Source organism: Arthrobacter sp. NPDC080073 (assembly GCF_040686575.1).
Classification (GTDB): Bacteria; Actinomycetota; Actinomycetes; order Actinomycetales; family Micrococcaceae; genus Arthrobacter.
This window is the reverse complement of sequence record NZ_JBFBKR010000003.1, coordinates 115,746-131,585: the sequence shown is the minus strand read 5'-3', so window position 1 is coordinate 131,585 and position 15,840 is coordinate 115,746. Positions and strand designations below refer to the sequence as shown.

The following is a 15,840-nucleotide window of genomic DNA, read 5'->3' as shown; positions in this document are numbered from 1 at the left end:
CCGAAGCGTCGCGAGGGACGATCGCAGACCTCGGGCTGTGTAAGTGCACGCTGCACCTGCACATCCGGAAGCAGGTGCGCCCTGTCGTGGTGACCGGGGCACGCGTTAGATCAGACTGTGTGCATCAGTTTTTGAGGGGCATGGAATCCTCCACGAGTGAGGCCGTCGCTGTCGACGCGGCCGAGCTGGATGCATCTGCGCTACGCAGGCCGTGCTTCTCCGCTAACGACGACCCTTCATCCGGTCTCGCGCGCTCAACGAGAGGCACACTCATGACCGAACTTTTAGACTCACACGCCGGCACTGGTCTGAAGCGGGTCGGCCCGCTCTGGATGACGCTGTTCACGGTCGCGTGGTTGGCGATCTGGACTATCCAGCTCACGCCAATCCAGCTCCTGCTGCCACTGCAACTGGACACCGGCGCCCTGGGAGAGAACTGGATCGGCGGCGTGGTATGGGCCGGCGTGGTGCTGTCTGTCGGGGGACTAATCGGGGTCATCGCCGCGCCGATGGCAGGCCGCTGGTCTGACCGCACCCGTTCCCGGTGGGGGCGCAGACGTCCCTGGGCGATCTGTGGATCGCTGCTTTCAGCGATCGGGCTGGTGCTCACCGGCCTCGTGACGGGTCCCGTCGCGATCGGTGGTGCCTGGATCGTGGTCTCCGTTGGGATTTCCGTCGCATCGGCGGCCTTTACGGCGATGATCGCCGATCAGCTCCCGGCTACCCAGCGTGGTGCCGCGTCAGCCGCGTCAAGCTCGGCGCAGGCGCTCGGCGTCGTCGTCGGCGTGGGCACCGTCGTGCTGAGCGGACTGGGGATCTTCGAGTCGTACCTAGTCATCGCCGCGATCATTGCGGTGATCGGCGTCGCCGCCGCATTGTGGCTTCCGGATGAGCCCGCGCACCGCATGATCGCGCTGGCACCGGGTTCAACCGCCCGGCGTTCGTCTTCCCTGCGCGACAGCAACTTCCTGTGGCTGCTCAGCAGCCGCCTGGTCGTGAACATCGGGAACGCCTTGGGCACCGCGTTGCTGCTGTTCTTCCTGCTGTACGGATTGAAGGTGCCCGCGGCCGAGGCGCAGGACGATTTGCTCCTCCTCATCGCTGTGTACACGATCTTCACCGTGGTCTCTGCGGTTGTCACGGGGTTCGTCTCTGATCGGGCCTCCGCGAATCCGGTGCGCCGGCGCCGCACACTGACAGTGCTGTCTGCGCTGTTTGGGATGGTCTGGGGTGTGGTGATCCTCATCAGTCCGTCTCTGATCATGACTATGATCGCTTCGGCACTCATGGGCGTCGGTTACGGGGCGTACATGACGGTGAGCCTGGCACTCGCGACGGATCTGCTCAAGGACCCGGAAGGCCACGCGCATGATCTCGGCCTCGTGAATGTCTCTGCTCAGCTCGGGCAGCTTTTGGGCCCGCTGCTCGGGGCAGGGCTGGTTGCGGTCGTCGGCGGGTTCTGGCTGCTACAAGCCGCCGCCGTGGTTCTGTCCGCCGTGGGTGCCATCATGACCTACGGAATCAAAACGCCCGGCCTTGTCCCGCAAGCTTCAGCCGCAGTAGCGCGACATTCGTAGCGCGCCGCAGTCTAACTCAAACCCCCGAAAGGCTATTTGATGTCCCCAGATATCCCCGTCCCCGTTATTCTCGGCGGCGCCCGCACCCCCTTCGGACGCTTCCGCGGAGGACTCGCCTCTCTCTCGGCCAGCCAACTAGGTTCACACGCAATCCGTGCAGCACTGGAAAAGACCGGCGTGGCCGCTGAGCAGATTGAAGCAGTAATCGTCGGCCAAGTCGTCCAGGCTGGCGCCGGCCAAGGGCCGGCCCGGCAGGCCAGCGTGGGTGCCGGCATCGGCTGGGACGTACCCACCGTGACGGTCAACAAGCTCTGCCTCTCCGGTCTCACTGCGGTGATCGACGCAGCCCGGATGATCCGTGCCGGCGAGGTCGATTTTGTCGTCGCGGCGGGCCAGGAATCCATGACGAACGCCCCGCATCTGGCCATGGGACTCCGTGCCGGGGTCACCATCGGCGACACGCCACTGGTCGATTCCCTGAACCACGACGGCCTGCAGGATCCCTTCCGCGGTGAACTGATGGGTGCCGCCACGGACACCGGGAATCACGGCCGCGGTATCAGCCGCGAAGAACAGGACGAGGTCGCCGCCCGTTCCCACCAGCGTGCAGAAACGGCCCGGGTGGCAGGAATCCTCGCGGAGGAAATCACACCCGTTACCATTGCCCAGCGCAAGGGACCGGCCCTGGTGCTCGATACGGATGAGGCGATCCGCCCCGAAACGACGGCCGAGCTACTGTCCAAGCTCAAGCCCGCCTTCTCAACAGCCGCAGAAGCGACCATTACAGCCGGTTCTTCCTCGCCCCTCTCCGATGGGGCTGCAGCGATAATCATCGCCAGCAAGGCGGCAGCTGAGGCAGCTGGCCTGGAATGGATTGCCGAAATCGGCGCCCACGGCCAGACGGCCGGCCCCGATGCATCCCTGCACTCGCAGCCCTCCCGGGCAATTGAGCATGCACTCAAGCGCGAAGGGCTGACTGTGGAGGACCTGGATCTGATCGAGATCAACGAGGCCTTCGCTTCCGTTGTCATCCAGTCAGCCAGGGACCTTGGCATCAGCACAGAGCGCATCAACACCGACGGCGGCGCCATCGCGCTCGGGCACCCCGTCGGTGCCTCAGGCGCTCGCCTGGTCCTCCACCAGGCGCTGGCACTCAAGCGCAGTGGCGGCGGCACCGGCGTCGTGGGCCTGTGCGGCGGCGGCGGCCAGGGCGATGCACTGATCCTCAAGGCCTAAGCTCCGGCCCACAACTATTAAGGACAAGCAACCATGAAAATCACGCCAACCAATGACGGCTTCGGCACCGTCTCCGTCGCGGCCATCCTGGCCGAGTCCGCCGCCCGCTGCCCTGAGGGCACCGCTCTCATCGTCGGAGACGAAGAGACCAGCTACGGGCAACTGTGGGAGCAGACCCGTGCCTACGCCGGAGCCCTGCGCGCCCGTGGGATCGGACCGGGCGATCCCGTTGCCGTCCTCATCCCTAACGTGGCGGACTTTGCCCGTGCCTATTACGCGGTGCTGGCCCTTGGAGGCATCGTAGTACCTATCCACGCACTGCTAAAGGCCGGCGAAATTCAGTATGCACTGCGCGACAGCGACGCCAGGCTGCTGATCTGTGCTGCGCCGCTGCTGGGCGAAGGCGCCCAGGGTGCCGCAGCGGCCGACGTCGAAGTCGTGACGGTGATGGCGCCGGAAAGTGCTGGCGGTCCAGCACGACTGGAAGGCGAAGCTGCCGGCGCTGTCCCGATTCAAAGCTATGTCCCGCGGAAACCTCAGGACACGGCGACCATCCTGTACACCTCCGGGACTACAGGGAAACCCAAAGGCGCCCTCGGCACGCATTTCGCCCTGATGGAACAGGTCAATGTGCTGCTGACCGGCACCCTGGACGTCCGGGCCGGCGATAAATTGTTCGGCGGCCTGCCGCTGTTCCATACCTTCGGCCAGACCTGCGTTCTCAATATCGGCCTGCGCGTCGGCGCAACTATCGTCATGTGCCCCAGGTTCACCGGGGAGGCCGCTCTGGAACTGCTGCACAAACACGCGATCGACGTGTTCTTCGGGGTGCCGACCATGTATACGGCGCTGGTGGAGGCTGCCAAGGCCAATCCTGCCCGCCCCCGGATGCTTCGCTACGGAATCTCCGGCGGCTCCGCACTACCGGTACCGGTACTGGAGAAATTCCGTGAGCTCTTCGGTGCCGACATCCACGAAGGCTACGGGCTGACCGAAACCTCCCCGGTGACCAGCTTCAACCATGTGGGCAAAAAGCCGCGACCCGGTACCATCGGCACCCCAATTTGGGGCGTGGATATCGAGATCGCCCGCCCCGAGGTCACGGACAGCATTGAACTACTGCCCGATGGCGAGCTCGGAGAACTGGTAATCCGCGGACATAACCTGTTCAAGGGGTACCTTAACCGGCCGGACGCCACCGACGAAGCGGTCGTGCAGGGCTGGTTCCGCACCGGAGACCTCGGCACCAAGGACAGCGACGGCTACCTGCGCATCGTCGACCGCAAAAAGGACATGATCATCCGCAACGGCTACAACGTTTACCCGCGCGAAGTTGAAGAAATCCTGAACCAGCACCCGCAGGTGGTCAGCGCTGCCGTTTTCGGTGTCCCCCATGAGATCCACGGACAGGAGGTAGCCGCGGCAATCGCCACGACACCGGGCGGCACCCTCACTGCCCAGGAATTGGTCGACTTCGCCAAGGCCCGTCTGGCTGCCTACAAGTATCCGCGCATCATTGAACTGATGACGGAACTGCCGCTGGGCCCAAGCGGAAAGATCCTGAAACGGGAACTCGCCGCCCGGTATTTGGAAAACTCCGCTTCCGCTGCTGTGCTTCCGGAAAGCGCAGAAACACGATGAGCGGCTTTGACGGCCCCAGCCTGGCCAACAAAGGCAGCAAAAACATGGATCAGGATTCTATTCACGGCGTCACCAAAAACTGAATGCATCGGTGGCCTTCGGGTAGCCAAGTTCCTCCAAACACGCGAGCACGGTGGCGGGCTTGCGGGTTACGAATGTCCATGGGCGACCGACGACAGGTATGGCTCTGACACCTTGGTAGGGAGCTAACCATGTCCGCACATGCTGGATCTCTACTACGTCCTCCCGCTTAAGCACCCATGGTCCAAAGAACCGCCCCAGGCCATACGCGAGGCTGAATTCCAAAGCTTCCGCCGGGGGGCTCAGCACCAGCATCCGGAACTGAGGAGAGACCGAAAAGCCCACCGGTTGGGTTCCCCACAATTTGGATAGGGCTTCGCCTTTCACCGGTATGGTCCCGCCGCCGTCGAAGTGCTCCTCCTCAAGAAATACTTCGGGCGGTGCCGGTTCTTTCCTCAGATTGGTGACGGTCATTGCGATTGCGACCACCGCGAGCTGTACTCCGGAGATCATGAGCTGGCCGCGGGTGGGATTCATGGCAGCGAAAATGACCGCCGTGAACAGAAGAAACAGCTCGAGAACTGTAATCCTGATTCGAGGGATCCGCCACGAATGACGTCCCTGCGTATTCATCCCGTCCCGTGACGACTGATGTAGGCGGCATGGACAGCAAGGCTTGATCACAGGCTCATCTTGGCATGAGTGGGGCGAATGGCAAGTGAAAGTCTGGCCGCGCTCCGGCGTTATGACGCTTTTTGTGGCTGGCCGTTTGCAGGCGTCAGGTGTGCGACAAGCCACGCCCGTTCAGGACCTTTACCATCATTACCGCATGCGGGATGCCTCCCCTGCTCCGGTAAGCCAAATCCTGCTGCGCTTGATGAGCAGCCTCCTGCCCGGAGACCGGCAGGATTGTATAACCCTGTGCCTTTTCATATAGGGCACGCGGTTCAACCCCCTCGGCTGCAATCCACAGTGCGTCCGCAGCTACAGTTACGGCTTCTACGTAACCGGTCCGAACGGTGCGCCCGTCCTTATGAACCTGCACCTTCCGGCCGAATAGATCACTCCACCCTGCATCGTTTCCCACGAGAATCCCTTTCGTAGTCAGAATTTTTGACGGGAGCACGAACTTCATCTCTTCGTTCCTTTCGGGCTTCGGGCCGCAGCGGCGGCGCGGCGGGCAGTACGGGCTCGGGAAACCAGGACGGTGACCACCACCAGCGCGGCGAGGACGTTGACGATCCAGTAGCCTGTGCCGTACAAGTCCTCCGTGGCGACCACGATCTCCGTCCCCGGAACCTGTACAACGGAGGCACTGAGGACCCCGGTGACCAGTGCGGTGCCGACGGCGAAACCCACAGCCATAGCGGTCCCGGCCACGCCGGCAGCCATCCCGGCCTTCTGCTCCGGTACCGCTAGTTGAACCATGGTGAAGCCGGCGGCATAACCCATGCTGCACCCAAGTCCCAGGAGACCAGCGCCCACAAGGTAGTGCCAGCCCTGATCGTGAGCCAGGGCCAGCCAGGTGAGTCCCGCAGCACAAATGGCAGCACCCACCATCAGTACGCTCCCCCCGTTGCCCCGCGAGACCGGGCCGTCGGCGAGAACGCTACCCACCAGAAACATCACTGCGAAGGGCAGCATGAGCATGCCCGTCTGCAGGGCAGTGAGTCCGAGACCGTAAGCATCCGCTGCGGGGAGTGCCTCAGGCAGGACTTGGCTGTAGGTACTCAACAACAACAGGAAAGCAGCGTTCACCGCTGCGAACAGGGCGATACAGACGCACGCGGCTGTGAAGAAGGGCGTTTTCAGCAGGGCGACGTCGAAGACAGCCGAGGTGGACCGTCGTTCCACGCGCAGCCAGGCGGCCCCACCGGCGACTCCGGCAACCAATGGGACGAGCGCTGCGGCGCCCCACACCAGACCTTGAGTCAGTGCCAACAGGATCGCCGCGACCCATGCGACCATCCAGATCGAGCCAAGTACGCCGATACGTCCGGTGGGCTCGGCTGGCGGGGAGTGCGGGATGACGATGTAAGCGACCAAAGTGCACGCGCCGAAGGCAGCCGTAAGGATCCAGAATAGGCTACGCAGCGAAAGGTTCTCGACGACCAAGCCCCCGCCGATCATGCCAACGACAATGCCGATTCCAGTAGCTACGACCAGGACCGCAACCCCCACAGTAATGCCCTTGTCGCCGAGGCTGCGGCGGAGAAACCCCAGGGGCAAGAGTTGGGCTGCTCCTCCGAATCCCATGAGTGCGCAGCCCACCAGGAGTGCCGGGTACGAATCGCCCAATGCGGCCACAAGGGCGCCCGTCGTGAGGACCGCGGACGCCATCACGGATGCATTGCGGTCGCCGTGGACGTCGGCGAGGCGCGGCAGCAGGATGAAGCCTGCTCCCCCAGCCAAGGTAAGCGCAGTGTAGAGCCAGGTCGTCTCCGAGACCGTGTCGAGGCCATACTGCGCCTGGATGACCGGCAGCAGCGGCGGCAGTACGAATACGACCGCGTTGGTCAGGATAACCATCAGAGCCCCAACTCCGATGAGCAGTGCCCTCCGGGGCGTGCGTCGGGCCTTCAGATCCGGCCCACGACGGATCCTGTCGTTGATCTCAGTCATTTCTGATTCCTTGCTGTTTGAACCTGCGCGGGAACGTACCGGCGCCGGTGGAGGATAGTGATCGCAGGTGAGAGGGGTTAGGGCAACTACGGAATCAGGGGATGAGCAGCGTCCGCAGCACGCCGCCGGCTTCTAGGTCGTCGAGCGCCTCCGCCGCTTCAGCCAGGGGACGGCGCCCCGAGATCAGCGCGTCGAGCTTGAGCTGGCCGTCCATATACCGGTCGACCAGTTCAGGGATGTCGATCGACGGGCGGACCGAGCCGTAGTTCGAACCGAGGATCCGCTGGTCCGCCTCGGCGAGCACGAGCGGCTCGAACGACGCACGGGCCCCAGTGGGCGGCAGCCCGACGATCACCGCGGCGCCGCCGAGACCCAGCATTCGGACGGCTTGCTCGGTAGTAGCGGTGCGGCCAATCGCATCGAAAGCGTAGTCGACGCCGTCGGGAATCAGCGCGTACAGCTGCTCCACCGCGTCGCCCTTGGAAGCGTCGATGCGGTCGGTCGCTCCGAACTGCAGCGCCATGTCCGTCTTCTCCGGCACGACGTCGATCGCAACGATGCGCTCGGCACCGGCGAGCTTCGCGCCCTGCACCACGTTGAGGCCGACCCCGCCGCAGCCGATGACGGCGACTGTCGAGCCCGGCTCGACGGCAGCGGTGTTCGTGACGGCCCCGACGCCCGTGGCGACCGCGCAGCCGACCACGGAGATCACGTCGAGCGGCGCGTCGTCGCGCACCTTGATCGCACCGGATGCCGGCACGACGACCTCCTCCGCAAAGGAGGAGACGCCAAGGTAGTGGTACAGCGTCTCGTCGTCGCGGTTCTCGCCGGACGTGCTCATGCGCGAGGTACCGTCGAACAGCACCCCCTTCGGCGCCACGAGGGTCGCGACCTTCTGGCAACGCGCCTCGCGCCCCTGCAGGCAGTAGCGGCACTCGCCGCACGGCGGGACCCAGCTGAGCACGACATGGTCGCCGACCGCGAGCGAGGTGACGCCCTCGCCGAGCTCAACGACGATGCCGGAACCCTCGTGGCCCATCACCATCGGAACCGCTGCGTCCCAGTCTCCCTGCCGCACGTGCAGGTCAGAGTGGCACACGCCTGCTGCGGCGATTTTGACGCGGACTTCGCCCGCCTTCGGGGCCGCGAGCTCGACGTCGGTGACGGCGACGTGGGTGTCGGAATCGCGGAACACGACTGCCTTCATATGCTTCTTCTCCTTCAAATTTGGGCATGCGAAACAGCACCTCGCATGTAAGGGGGGTGGCAGCGTGGCTGTGCTGCTTCAGGGTCCGGCGTGCCGGAGGAGGTCCAGAGGTCTATTCAGCGATGAAATAGAGACGTTTGTTGGCGAACTCTCCGATGCCGACGGGACCCATTTCGCGGCCGAAGCCGGATCGCTTCACGCCGCCGAACGGGATGTCCGCTCCCTCCGCAGCGATGATGTTGACGTGCGCCATGCCCACCTCGAGCTTCGACGCGACTCGAGCGGCGCGCGCCTCGTCGGTCGAGAACACCGAGCCGCCCAGGCCGAGCGCGCAGTCGTTCGCGAATTCCAGCGCCTCCTCGTCGCTGTGTACCCGGTAAACGATCGCGACAGGGCCAAAGATCTCCTCGCGGTACGACTCGGAGTCACGCGGCACGTCGACGAGCACTGCCGGAGAGTAGTAGGCGCCAGGCCCATCGGACAAGACACCACCTGCCAGGAGGCGGGCGCCGTCGGAGACCGCCTTGCGGACCTGCGCGTCCACCCTTTCCGCTGCGGCGCGGGACGAGAGCGGGGTGTACTCCCCTGCTTGGAGGTTCAGTTGGTCGCCGGGTTTGAGCCCGTCGGCGAGGCGGACCAGCTCTGCGACGAACTCGTCGTAGATGTCGTCCATCACGATCAGGCGCTTGTTGGAATTGCAGACCTGGCCGCCGTTATAGATGCGGTTTTCCCAGGCCATCTGAGCGATCCCGGCCACATCGTCGGAGTCGAGCACCACCATGGCGTCGATGCCGCCGAGTTCGAGCACGCATTTCTTGAGGTTCGCGCCGGCCTGGGCGCCGATGATCGCGCCCGCGCCTTCCGAGCCGGTCAGCGAGACGCCTTGCACGCGGGGATCGGCGATGACGGTCGCGATCTGTTCGTGCGAGGCGAGCAGCGCCTGGTAGCCGCCGACCGGAACGCCGGCTGCCTCCATGATCTCCTGCACCACGAGGTTCGAGCGTGCGCAGATGTCGGCATGCTTGAGGAGGATCGTGTTGCCGAGAATGAGGTTCGGCGCTGCGAACCGGGCGACCTGGTAGTACGGGAAGTTCCACGGCATGACGCCGAGCAGGACCCCTAGCGGCAGCTGCTCAATCACTGCCCTGCCGGGGACCGAACTCGGGATCTCGTAGTCGGTGATGAGTCCCGGTCCGTGGACGCCGTAGTAGTCGATGATCGCGGCGGCGAAGTCGACCTCTTCGAGCGCGGCATCGGTAGACTTGCCCATCTCGGTGGAGATGATCGTCGCGAGCTCCTCACGGCGCTCCGTGAAGAGCTCGGCGATGCGCCGCACGACGCCGGCACGGTGCTGCACGCTCTGCTCTTTCCACAGCCGGTAGGCAGCGTCGGCAGATGCGAGGTGCTGCTCAACTTGGTCGTTGGTTGCTGATTCGAAGGTTTCGGTGATCTCACCCGTCGCGGGGTTCTGGAGGCGATACTTCGCCATGGTCATCTGCTCCTGTCTTTCTTCTGTGTTTGATGCACGCGATTCAGGACGCTGACGCGGCGGCACGCCGGGCACGCCGCCGGCTGCCGTTGAGCAGGTCACTGACCCGGTCAAAGAGCCAAACCGCGCGCAGTCCGAAGGGATTTATCACCGGGGAGGGCGGGTAACTCGCCTTCTCCTCCCAGACCGACTCCAGGTCTACCGACCGCTTTCCGTCGACGATGCTGTCGGCGATGAGCGACCCCAGGTAGGGGGCCTGTGCGAGCCCGTGCCCGTTGCAGGAGGCGGAGTAGTAGACGTTGTCTCCGACCCGTCCGGCCACCGTCGTCCACGATGAGGAGAACGAGATCCACCCTCCCCAGCATCGCGCGATGGGCACGTCGGACAGCGACGGGAAGCGCGTGTAAAAGGTTTCCGCCAGTTCCCTCATCATCCCCGGATCGGGGTTCCTTGGCAGAAGCGGGTAGCTCGCTCCGGACTCCAGCCGTCGCACGCCGAACACCACTGAGTTGCGCGGCGTGAGCCGGTAGTTCTCCATGATCTGATGCTGCGTGACCACCCCCGAGCGGCTCGTCCATCCCAGTGCGGCGATGCGCTCCGGAGCGATCGGCTCTGTCTCGACCTCGATGATCCATGCTGGGGTCGAGAGGTGCTTGGGGATGATGTCCCACTCGCCGGAGTACGCGTTTGTGGACAGCACGACCTTGTTCGCGATGAGCTCTCCACCAGACGTGGTCATGACGACCTTGCCGCCCTGGCGCTGCACATTGGTGACCCTGGACTTCTCGAACACTCGCGCCGACGAGTCAAGCAGTGCCCGCCGCACGCCGCGGCTCAGCTTGCCCGGGTTGAGCATTCCGCCGCGGCGCTCGCGCATGCCTCCGACGAAGGCCTCGGGGATCCCGATCTCCTTCGCTGTGCCAACCTGGCCATCGACTCCGAGCTTCCTGAGGATCGCCGCGAGCGTTTTCACGCGGAACATCTGGATCGGAGACACAGCTGCCCACACCATGCCGTTGGCCTCGTAGTCGCACTCGACCTTGTGGTCTTTCATGAGTCGTTCCACGTAGTCCGCCGCGTTGTCGGCGAACCTCACCATGCCGGGCAGCTTCTTAGGGGAAAGGACGCGCAGCATCCGGAGGTCGCCGCCGGGAGCGGATGCGATCTGCCCGCCGTTGCGTGAGCTGGCTCCGTATCCGCAGAACTCGGATTCGAGGAGCACCACGTCCACTCCGCGCTCGGCGAGCCGCAGGGCGGTCGCCATGCCGCCCATGCCGCCGCCGACCACGGCGACGTCGCACTCCTGAGCTCCCTGCAGCGGCGGCGCGAGATCCGTTGGTGGGTCGATCCACCCGGTGAATGATGTGTACTCCACGTTCTTGTACGTGGGGTTCATGACAGAAATCCTTGTTTGTTCGGAGACGGGGCTCATGCCAGTGCTCCCTGTCTGTTCGCGGCGGCAGCGGCGTCCTCCCGCGCGTTGCGGTTGTACAGCGCCTTGTAGCCCTTGAAGTAGAAGAACCCTTGGGTGCCCCACGTCGCCAGCGCGGCGGTGTAGAAGTAGGAGCGGTAGGCATCATCGAACGGCCAGGGAAAGAAGTCGTACGTGACCGCGATCATCATCGCCACCAGCGTGATCAGCGTGACAGCCACGGACCAGCCGCGCGCTCCGGCGCGCCAGACCCTGCTCGCGAAGTAGAACAGGAAGATCGAGGTGATCAGGTTCGTGATGAGGAAGAACGTCGCAGGACCGACGTCGTACTTGCCGCCCTGATGGAGCGTGACCAGATAGGCCCCACCAGCGATGGCGAGTACGAAGGCGCCGATCTCATGCCAGAGGGCCGGCTTGTAGCGATGAGTGACCATCCTCAGGCCGAGGATGAGGACCAGCGTGAACCCGAACGAGCGGGAGAACGCGTCGAGGAAGTACGCAATCGTGTACATGGGGTTGTCCGGGTCGCCGCTGAACAGGGACCAGAGCAGGAAGTTGGTTGCGGAGGTGCCGACGACCAAGCATTCGATGCCGAGGAAGTAGTTGTGATACTTCCGGATGAATCTCCATCCGAAGAAGTAGCCGACGAAGATCAGCCACAGGTCTGCGACGCTGAAGAGCATTTCGATCATTTTCCTGATTCCTTTCCAATGCGTTCGGCGACCCGCTCCGCGGCCTGCTGGCCGGTGACGACGGCGCCGTTCATGCAGCCGGATGACTCGGCCGCAGTCTCCGTGCCCGCCCACTCGACCCGCCCGTGCGGCTCGGTGAGCGCGGTGGCGTAACTCGTCAAGGCGAAGGGCGGGAGTGCCGGGTTCGGGCCGCCGGCGCCGAACTCCTCCTCGAGCCAGCAGTGGTCGACGTAGTCGATCGGATTCCCCGCCTGGGGGCCGTACAGCTCGACCATCTGCTGGATCACGCGCCGGCGCCGGTTCTCCGGATCGAACCCGTCGAACAGCCCGGGATCGCAGAACCCAAGCAGGATGCCGGGGCCGTCCTCGGGACCCACATCGAAGGTGATGAACACGGCGCCGGTGTCGGAGATCGCCTCGCCGGAGACGCCGTCCTTCCGCCAGAAGGGCGTCTCGTACGCGACGTACGCCTTGCTCAGCCCGCCCAGCCGCCAGAGCTTTGACAGGCTCACAGCCCGCTCCGGCAGGGCGGGCTCGAACGCGATGTCCTTGCGGTGCATCGTGGCGGTGGTGACGATCGCATACTTGGCCGCGATCGTCATCGCATCGGTGTGCACAGTGACGCCGCTGCGGTCCTGCACGATGCGGCGCGCCGGGGCGCTGAGCAGGACCCGGTCGCCGAGGTGCGTTGCGACTCGCTGAGCGATCTCCTGTGTGGTCTCGGTGATGCGATCCTGCTGCATACCGTTCTCGACATCGAGCATGTGATCGAAGCCGCCCGCGCCGCGAATGTAACCCAGGACGGCAAGCATCGAGATGTCGTCGGGGCTGGCGCCCCACTGCACCCTGCTGACCACGTTCATCAGGGCGCGGGTGGGAGTGCCGGCACGCTGCTGGCCGAGCCATTGGCCGAACGAGATGGCGTCGAGCTCTTCGGCGTTCGGAGACTTCCAGGCGGCCTCGGCGTCGATCGTGCCCACCAGCTTCTCCAGGGCCATCTGCACCCGGGCCATGTTCACGACGGCGAAGGGGGACACCGGGGGGATCGTGCCTTTGTACGTGCGACGACGGCCAGCCATCCACAGGGTGTTGCGACCGTCGGCGAACTGTGGAGTGATCGTGCAGCCGAAGCGCGCGGCGAGTTCGCGGATCGCCGTGTGCCGCGGCGAGACCCACGTGCCCCCGAAATCGACCGGGACTCCGGCGACCTCTCCGGTCAGCACTCGGCCTCCGACTCGATCACGGCCTTCCACGACTTGGACCGACAGGCCCATGCTCACCAGTCGGTCTGCCGCGCTCAGGCCGGAGAAGCCCGCTCCGACGACCACGACGTCGACGGTGGTGGATTCACGAGATTTCGACATGCTTTCCTCCTTCATTGACACGTGCAGCGTGCTGCGCGATGTATCCGGTGATCGTCTCGACCAGGGTTTCGGGCATGTGATGCCCCATGCCGGGTATGACGACGTGCTGGGCGCCGCGGATCGCCCTGACCGTGGCGGCGCCACCGGTCTCGGCGACCATCAGGTCACTGTCGCCGTTGATGACGAGGGTGGGTGCGGTGATCCTGCCCAGTACCGCGGTCCGGTCTCCGGAGAGCTGGATGGCCTGGATCTGACGCGCCCCGCCTGCCGCCAGATCCCCCGCGGCACGGTCCCAGCCGCGCGCGGCGATGGCGGCTTCGGCGGCGTCGTCGATCGGATACTCCTTGCCCGCGATGTGCCGGGTGATCCGCAGGTGGGCACGCACCGCGTCCGTTCTGCTGCGGGCGTCCGGACCCATGAGGAGTCGGATCGTGGACTGCGCGGGCTGACCCACCTTCCTCGAGCCGGTGGTCGAATAGATCGAGGTCAGGGACAGCACCCGATGAGGCTCAGTCGCGGCGATCGTCTGCGCGATCATGCCGCCCATCGATCGGCCGACGAGGTGCACTTGCTCGATACCGAGATGGTCGAGCACGCCGACCGCGTCGCGGGCCATGTCTTCGAGCGTGTAGCCGTCGCGGCGCGGACGCGCGAGCACCTGACGCCACACCGCTGGGGGAGGCGTCGTCGCGAACCCGGACTGGCCGGCGTCGCGGTTGTCCAGCGAGACGACGCGGAAGCCATGGGCCACAAGTGCATCGACCACTGCGTCGGTCCAGAACGTGAGGTCTTCGCCGAGCCCGGCGATGAGCAGGATGACGGGGTCGGACTTCTCGCCCGCATCGCGGAAGCAGATCTTCATCCCGCAGGGGAGCGTGACGAACCGGTCGACCTGTGCTTCGGAGAGGTCAGACATGAGCGGCCTGCTTTCCTGCGACGCGGCGTGCGGCGGCGCGGGTCCCGAACGCGAGGTTCTCGTCGGAGACCGGGCCGCGCAGTGCCTTGGCGTCCTCGGGGTAGGACATCATCGTCCGCCAGGGCTTCACCGATCCCTGCCGGGGAAGCACCCGCTCCCCGCGTTTGGCGTAGCCCGACTGCAGGTCCATGACCGGTCTGGTCTCCATGCCCGGATCCGCGACCGGCACCACCGTGTCGTATCCGTGCGCGTCCATGTGCTTCACCAGGTCGATGAAGTAGCGGCACAGCAGGCTCACCTTGAGAGTCCAGGATGAGGTCGTGTACCCGATGGCCATTGCCCAGTTCGGGATCCCGCTCAGGAGCGTCCCGCGGTAGGCGATGGTGTCGACGACGTCAATCTGGCGCCCGTCGACCACGATCGGCATGCCGTCGAAGAGCTGGAGGTTGAGTCCGGTGGCCGTCACGATGATGTCGGCCGCCAACTCCTCGCCCGAGCCCAGAACGACGCCGCGCTTGCTAAAGCGGGCGACACTCTCGGTGACGACGGACGCGTCGCCCGACTTGATCGCGTCGAAGAAGTCGCCGTCCGGCGCAGCACACAGTCGCTGATCCCACGGGGCGTACGGTGGATTGAAGTGTTTGTCGACGTCGAAGCCCTTCCCGAGCCTCTTGATGTTCTCCCGCCGGACCAGCGCGCGACCGGCCTTGGGGAATCGACGGAGGCCTTCGACTATCAGGTGCTCGGTCCAGATGTTCTTGAACCTCGTGGCGGCATAGCCCCGCCGCTCGCCGAGGAGCTTCGTCAGGGCGAGCGCGACGCGGTCCACGCGGGGCAGCGGCATGATGTAGGTCGGGGTGCGTTGGAGCATCGTCACGTGTGCGGCAGCCCTGGGGCCCTTCACCATTGCGGGCACCATCGTGACGGCGGTCGCACCGCTGCCGATGATCACGACCTTCTTGCCGCTGTAGTCGAGGTCCTCCGGCCAGTGCTGCGGGTGCACCAGGGTGCCCTCGAAGTCCTCACTCCCGGCGAACGTTGGGGAGTACCCTTCTTCGTATTTGTAGTAGCCGGTTGCGGCGAACACCCATCCCGCCTTAATCGACTTCGTGATGGACGATCCCGTGGCGGGGTCCGTCGTCGCGACGGTGAGGGTCCACTTCGATTCCGTGGAGGACCATTCCGCCCGGCGCACGCGATGGCCGGTCCTGATGAGGCCCCCCAGCGCGTTCTCATCGACCGTCTCGCGGAGATAGTCCAGGATCAGGGGCGCGTCAGCGATCGCGTTCTCGTGACGCCACGGCTTGAACTCATACCCGAATGTGTGCAGGTCCGAATCCGAGCGGATGCCTGGGTAACGAAAAAGATCCCACGTACCCCCGATGTTGTCCCGGCCCTCGAGTACCATCAAGGACTTCCCGGGCAGCTCGCGCCTGAAGTACGTCGCTGCACCGATCCCGGAAATTCCGGCGCCGATCACGACGATGTCAAATTCCTCAACCGCGTCTGGTGTTGCACTCGTCATCGTTGGCTCCTTGCTGTCTAAAAGCTGCTGATCAAGTGTCGCCAGTCACACCCGCGGCCTACTACGACAATGCGCACCGGCTTTGACTGGCGCGGGTGCAGCGTGCACATATGATCCC

13 protein-coding genes are annotated in these 15,840 nt (G+C 64.8%); 3 read left to right on the top strand and 10 right to left on the bottom strand.

Translation table 11 applies throughout. The annotated features are described in order from the left end of the window. The first annotated feature begins 272 nt into the window (after positions 1-272). From AB0O52_RS04795 to AB0O52_RS04785, 3 genes are read left to right on the top strand one after another with little or no spacing between them, the layout of a single operon-like run. On the top strand, positions 273-1,577 hold the full coding sequence (locus AB0O52_RS04795) for an MFS transporter (protein ID WP_364534150.1): 1,305 nt from the start codon (positions 273-275) through the stop codon (positions 1,575-1,577). A gap of 39 nt (positions 1,578-1,616) precedes the next feature. Next, positions 1,617-2,813, top strand: coding sequence for an acetyl-CoA C-acyltransferase (locus tag AB0O52_RS04790; RefSeq protein WP_364534147.1), 1,197 nt, complete (start codon positions 1,617-1,619; stop codon positions 2,811-2,813). 33 nt (positions 2,814-2,846) lie between these two features. Then, positions 2,847-4,454, top strand: a complete 1,608-nt coding sequence (locus AB0O52_RS04785) for a long-chain fatty acid--CoA ligase (RefSeq protein WP_364534144.1) — start codon at positions 2,847-2,849, stop codon at positions 4,452-4,454. A gap of 69 nt (positions 4,455-4,523) precedes the next feature. Here the strand turns inward: AB0O52_RS04785 and AB0O52_RS04780 are convergent, their stop codons facing one another. From AB0O52_RS04780 to AB0O52_RS04735, 10 genes are all read right to left on the bottom strand, one after another. Continuing rightward, a complete protein-coding gene (locus AB0O52_RS04780; protein WP_364534141.1) occupies positions 4,524-5,012 on the bottom strand; it encodes a hypothetical protein in 489 nt (162 codons plus the stop codon). A gap of 241 nt (positions 5,013-5,253) precedes the next feature. Further along, positions 5,254-5,610: a hypothetical protein gene (locus tag AB0O52_RS04775; RefSeq protein WP_364534138.1), complete on the bottom strand. Its 357-nt coding sequence runs from the start codon at positions 5,608-5,610 to the stop codon at positions 5,254-5,256. Then, on the bottom strand, positions 5,607-7,097 hold the full coding sequence (locus AB0O52_RS04770; protein ID WP_364534135.1) for an MFS transporter: 1,491 nt from the start codon (positions 7,095-7,097) through the stop codon (positions 5,607-5,609). The genes AB0O52_RS04775 and AB0O52_RS04770 overlap by 4 nt, the downstream gene beginning before the upstream one ends. Before the next feature lie 94 nt (positions 7,098-7,191). Further along, on the bottom strand, positions 7,192-8,304 hold the full coding sequence (locus tag AB0O52_RS04765; protein WP_364534132.1) for a Zn-dependent alcohol dehydrogenase: 1,113 nt from the start codon (positions 8,302-8,304) through the stop codon (positions 7,192-7,194). A gap of 112 nt (positions 8,305-8,416) precedes the next feature. After that, the gene (locus AB0O52_RS04760; protein ID WP_364534129.1) at positions 8,417-9,793 is read right to left on the bottom strand and encodes an aldehyde dehydrogenase family protein; all 1,377 of its coding nucleotides are present in this window, start codon (positions 9,791-9,793) and stop codon (positions 8,417-8,419) included. 43 nt (positions 9,794-9,836) lie between these two features. Then, entirely contained in the window at positions 9,837-11,189 is a 1,353-nt protein-coding gene (locus AB0O52_RS04755; protein WP_364534126.1) for an FAD-binding oxidoreductase, read from the bottom strand. Positions 11,190-11,221: 32 nt separating this feature from the next. After that, positions 11,222-11,917: a hypothetical protein gene (locus AB0O52_RS04750; protein WP_364534123.1), complete on the bottom strand. Its 696-nt coding sequence runs from the start codon at positions 11,915-11,917 to the stop codon at positions 11,222-11,224. Beyond that, positions 11,914-13,281 (bottom strand): flavin monoamine oxidase family protein, encoded by a 1,368-nt coding sequence (locus AB0O52_RS04745; protein ID WP_364534120.1) that lies wholly within the window; start codon positions 13,279-13,281, stop codon positions 11,914-11,916. Before AB0O52_RS04745 ends, AB0O52_RS04750 begins: the two co-directional genes overlap by 4 nt. Continuing rightward, on the bottom strand, positions 13,265-14,197 hold the full coding sequence (locus AB0O52_RS04740; RefSeq protein WP_364534117.1) for an alpha/beta hydrolase: 933 nt from the start codon (positions 14,195-14,197) through the stop codon (positions 13,265-13,267). Before AB0O52_RS04740 ends, AB0O52_RS04745 begins: the two co-directional genes overlap by 17 nt. After that, positions 14,190-15,722 carry an NAD(P)/FAD-dependent oxidoreductase gene (locus AB0O52_RS04735; protein WP_364534114.1) on the bottom strand — a complete coding sequence of 511 codons (1,533 nt, stop codon included), beginning with the start codon at positions 15,720-15,722 and terminating at the stop codon, positions 14,190-14,192. The genes AB0O52_RS04740 and AB0O52_RS04735 overlap by 8 nt, the downstream gene beginning before the upstream one ends. Positions 15,723-15,840 lie beyond the last annotated feature (118 nt).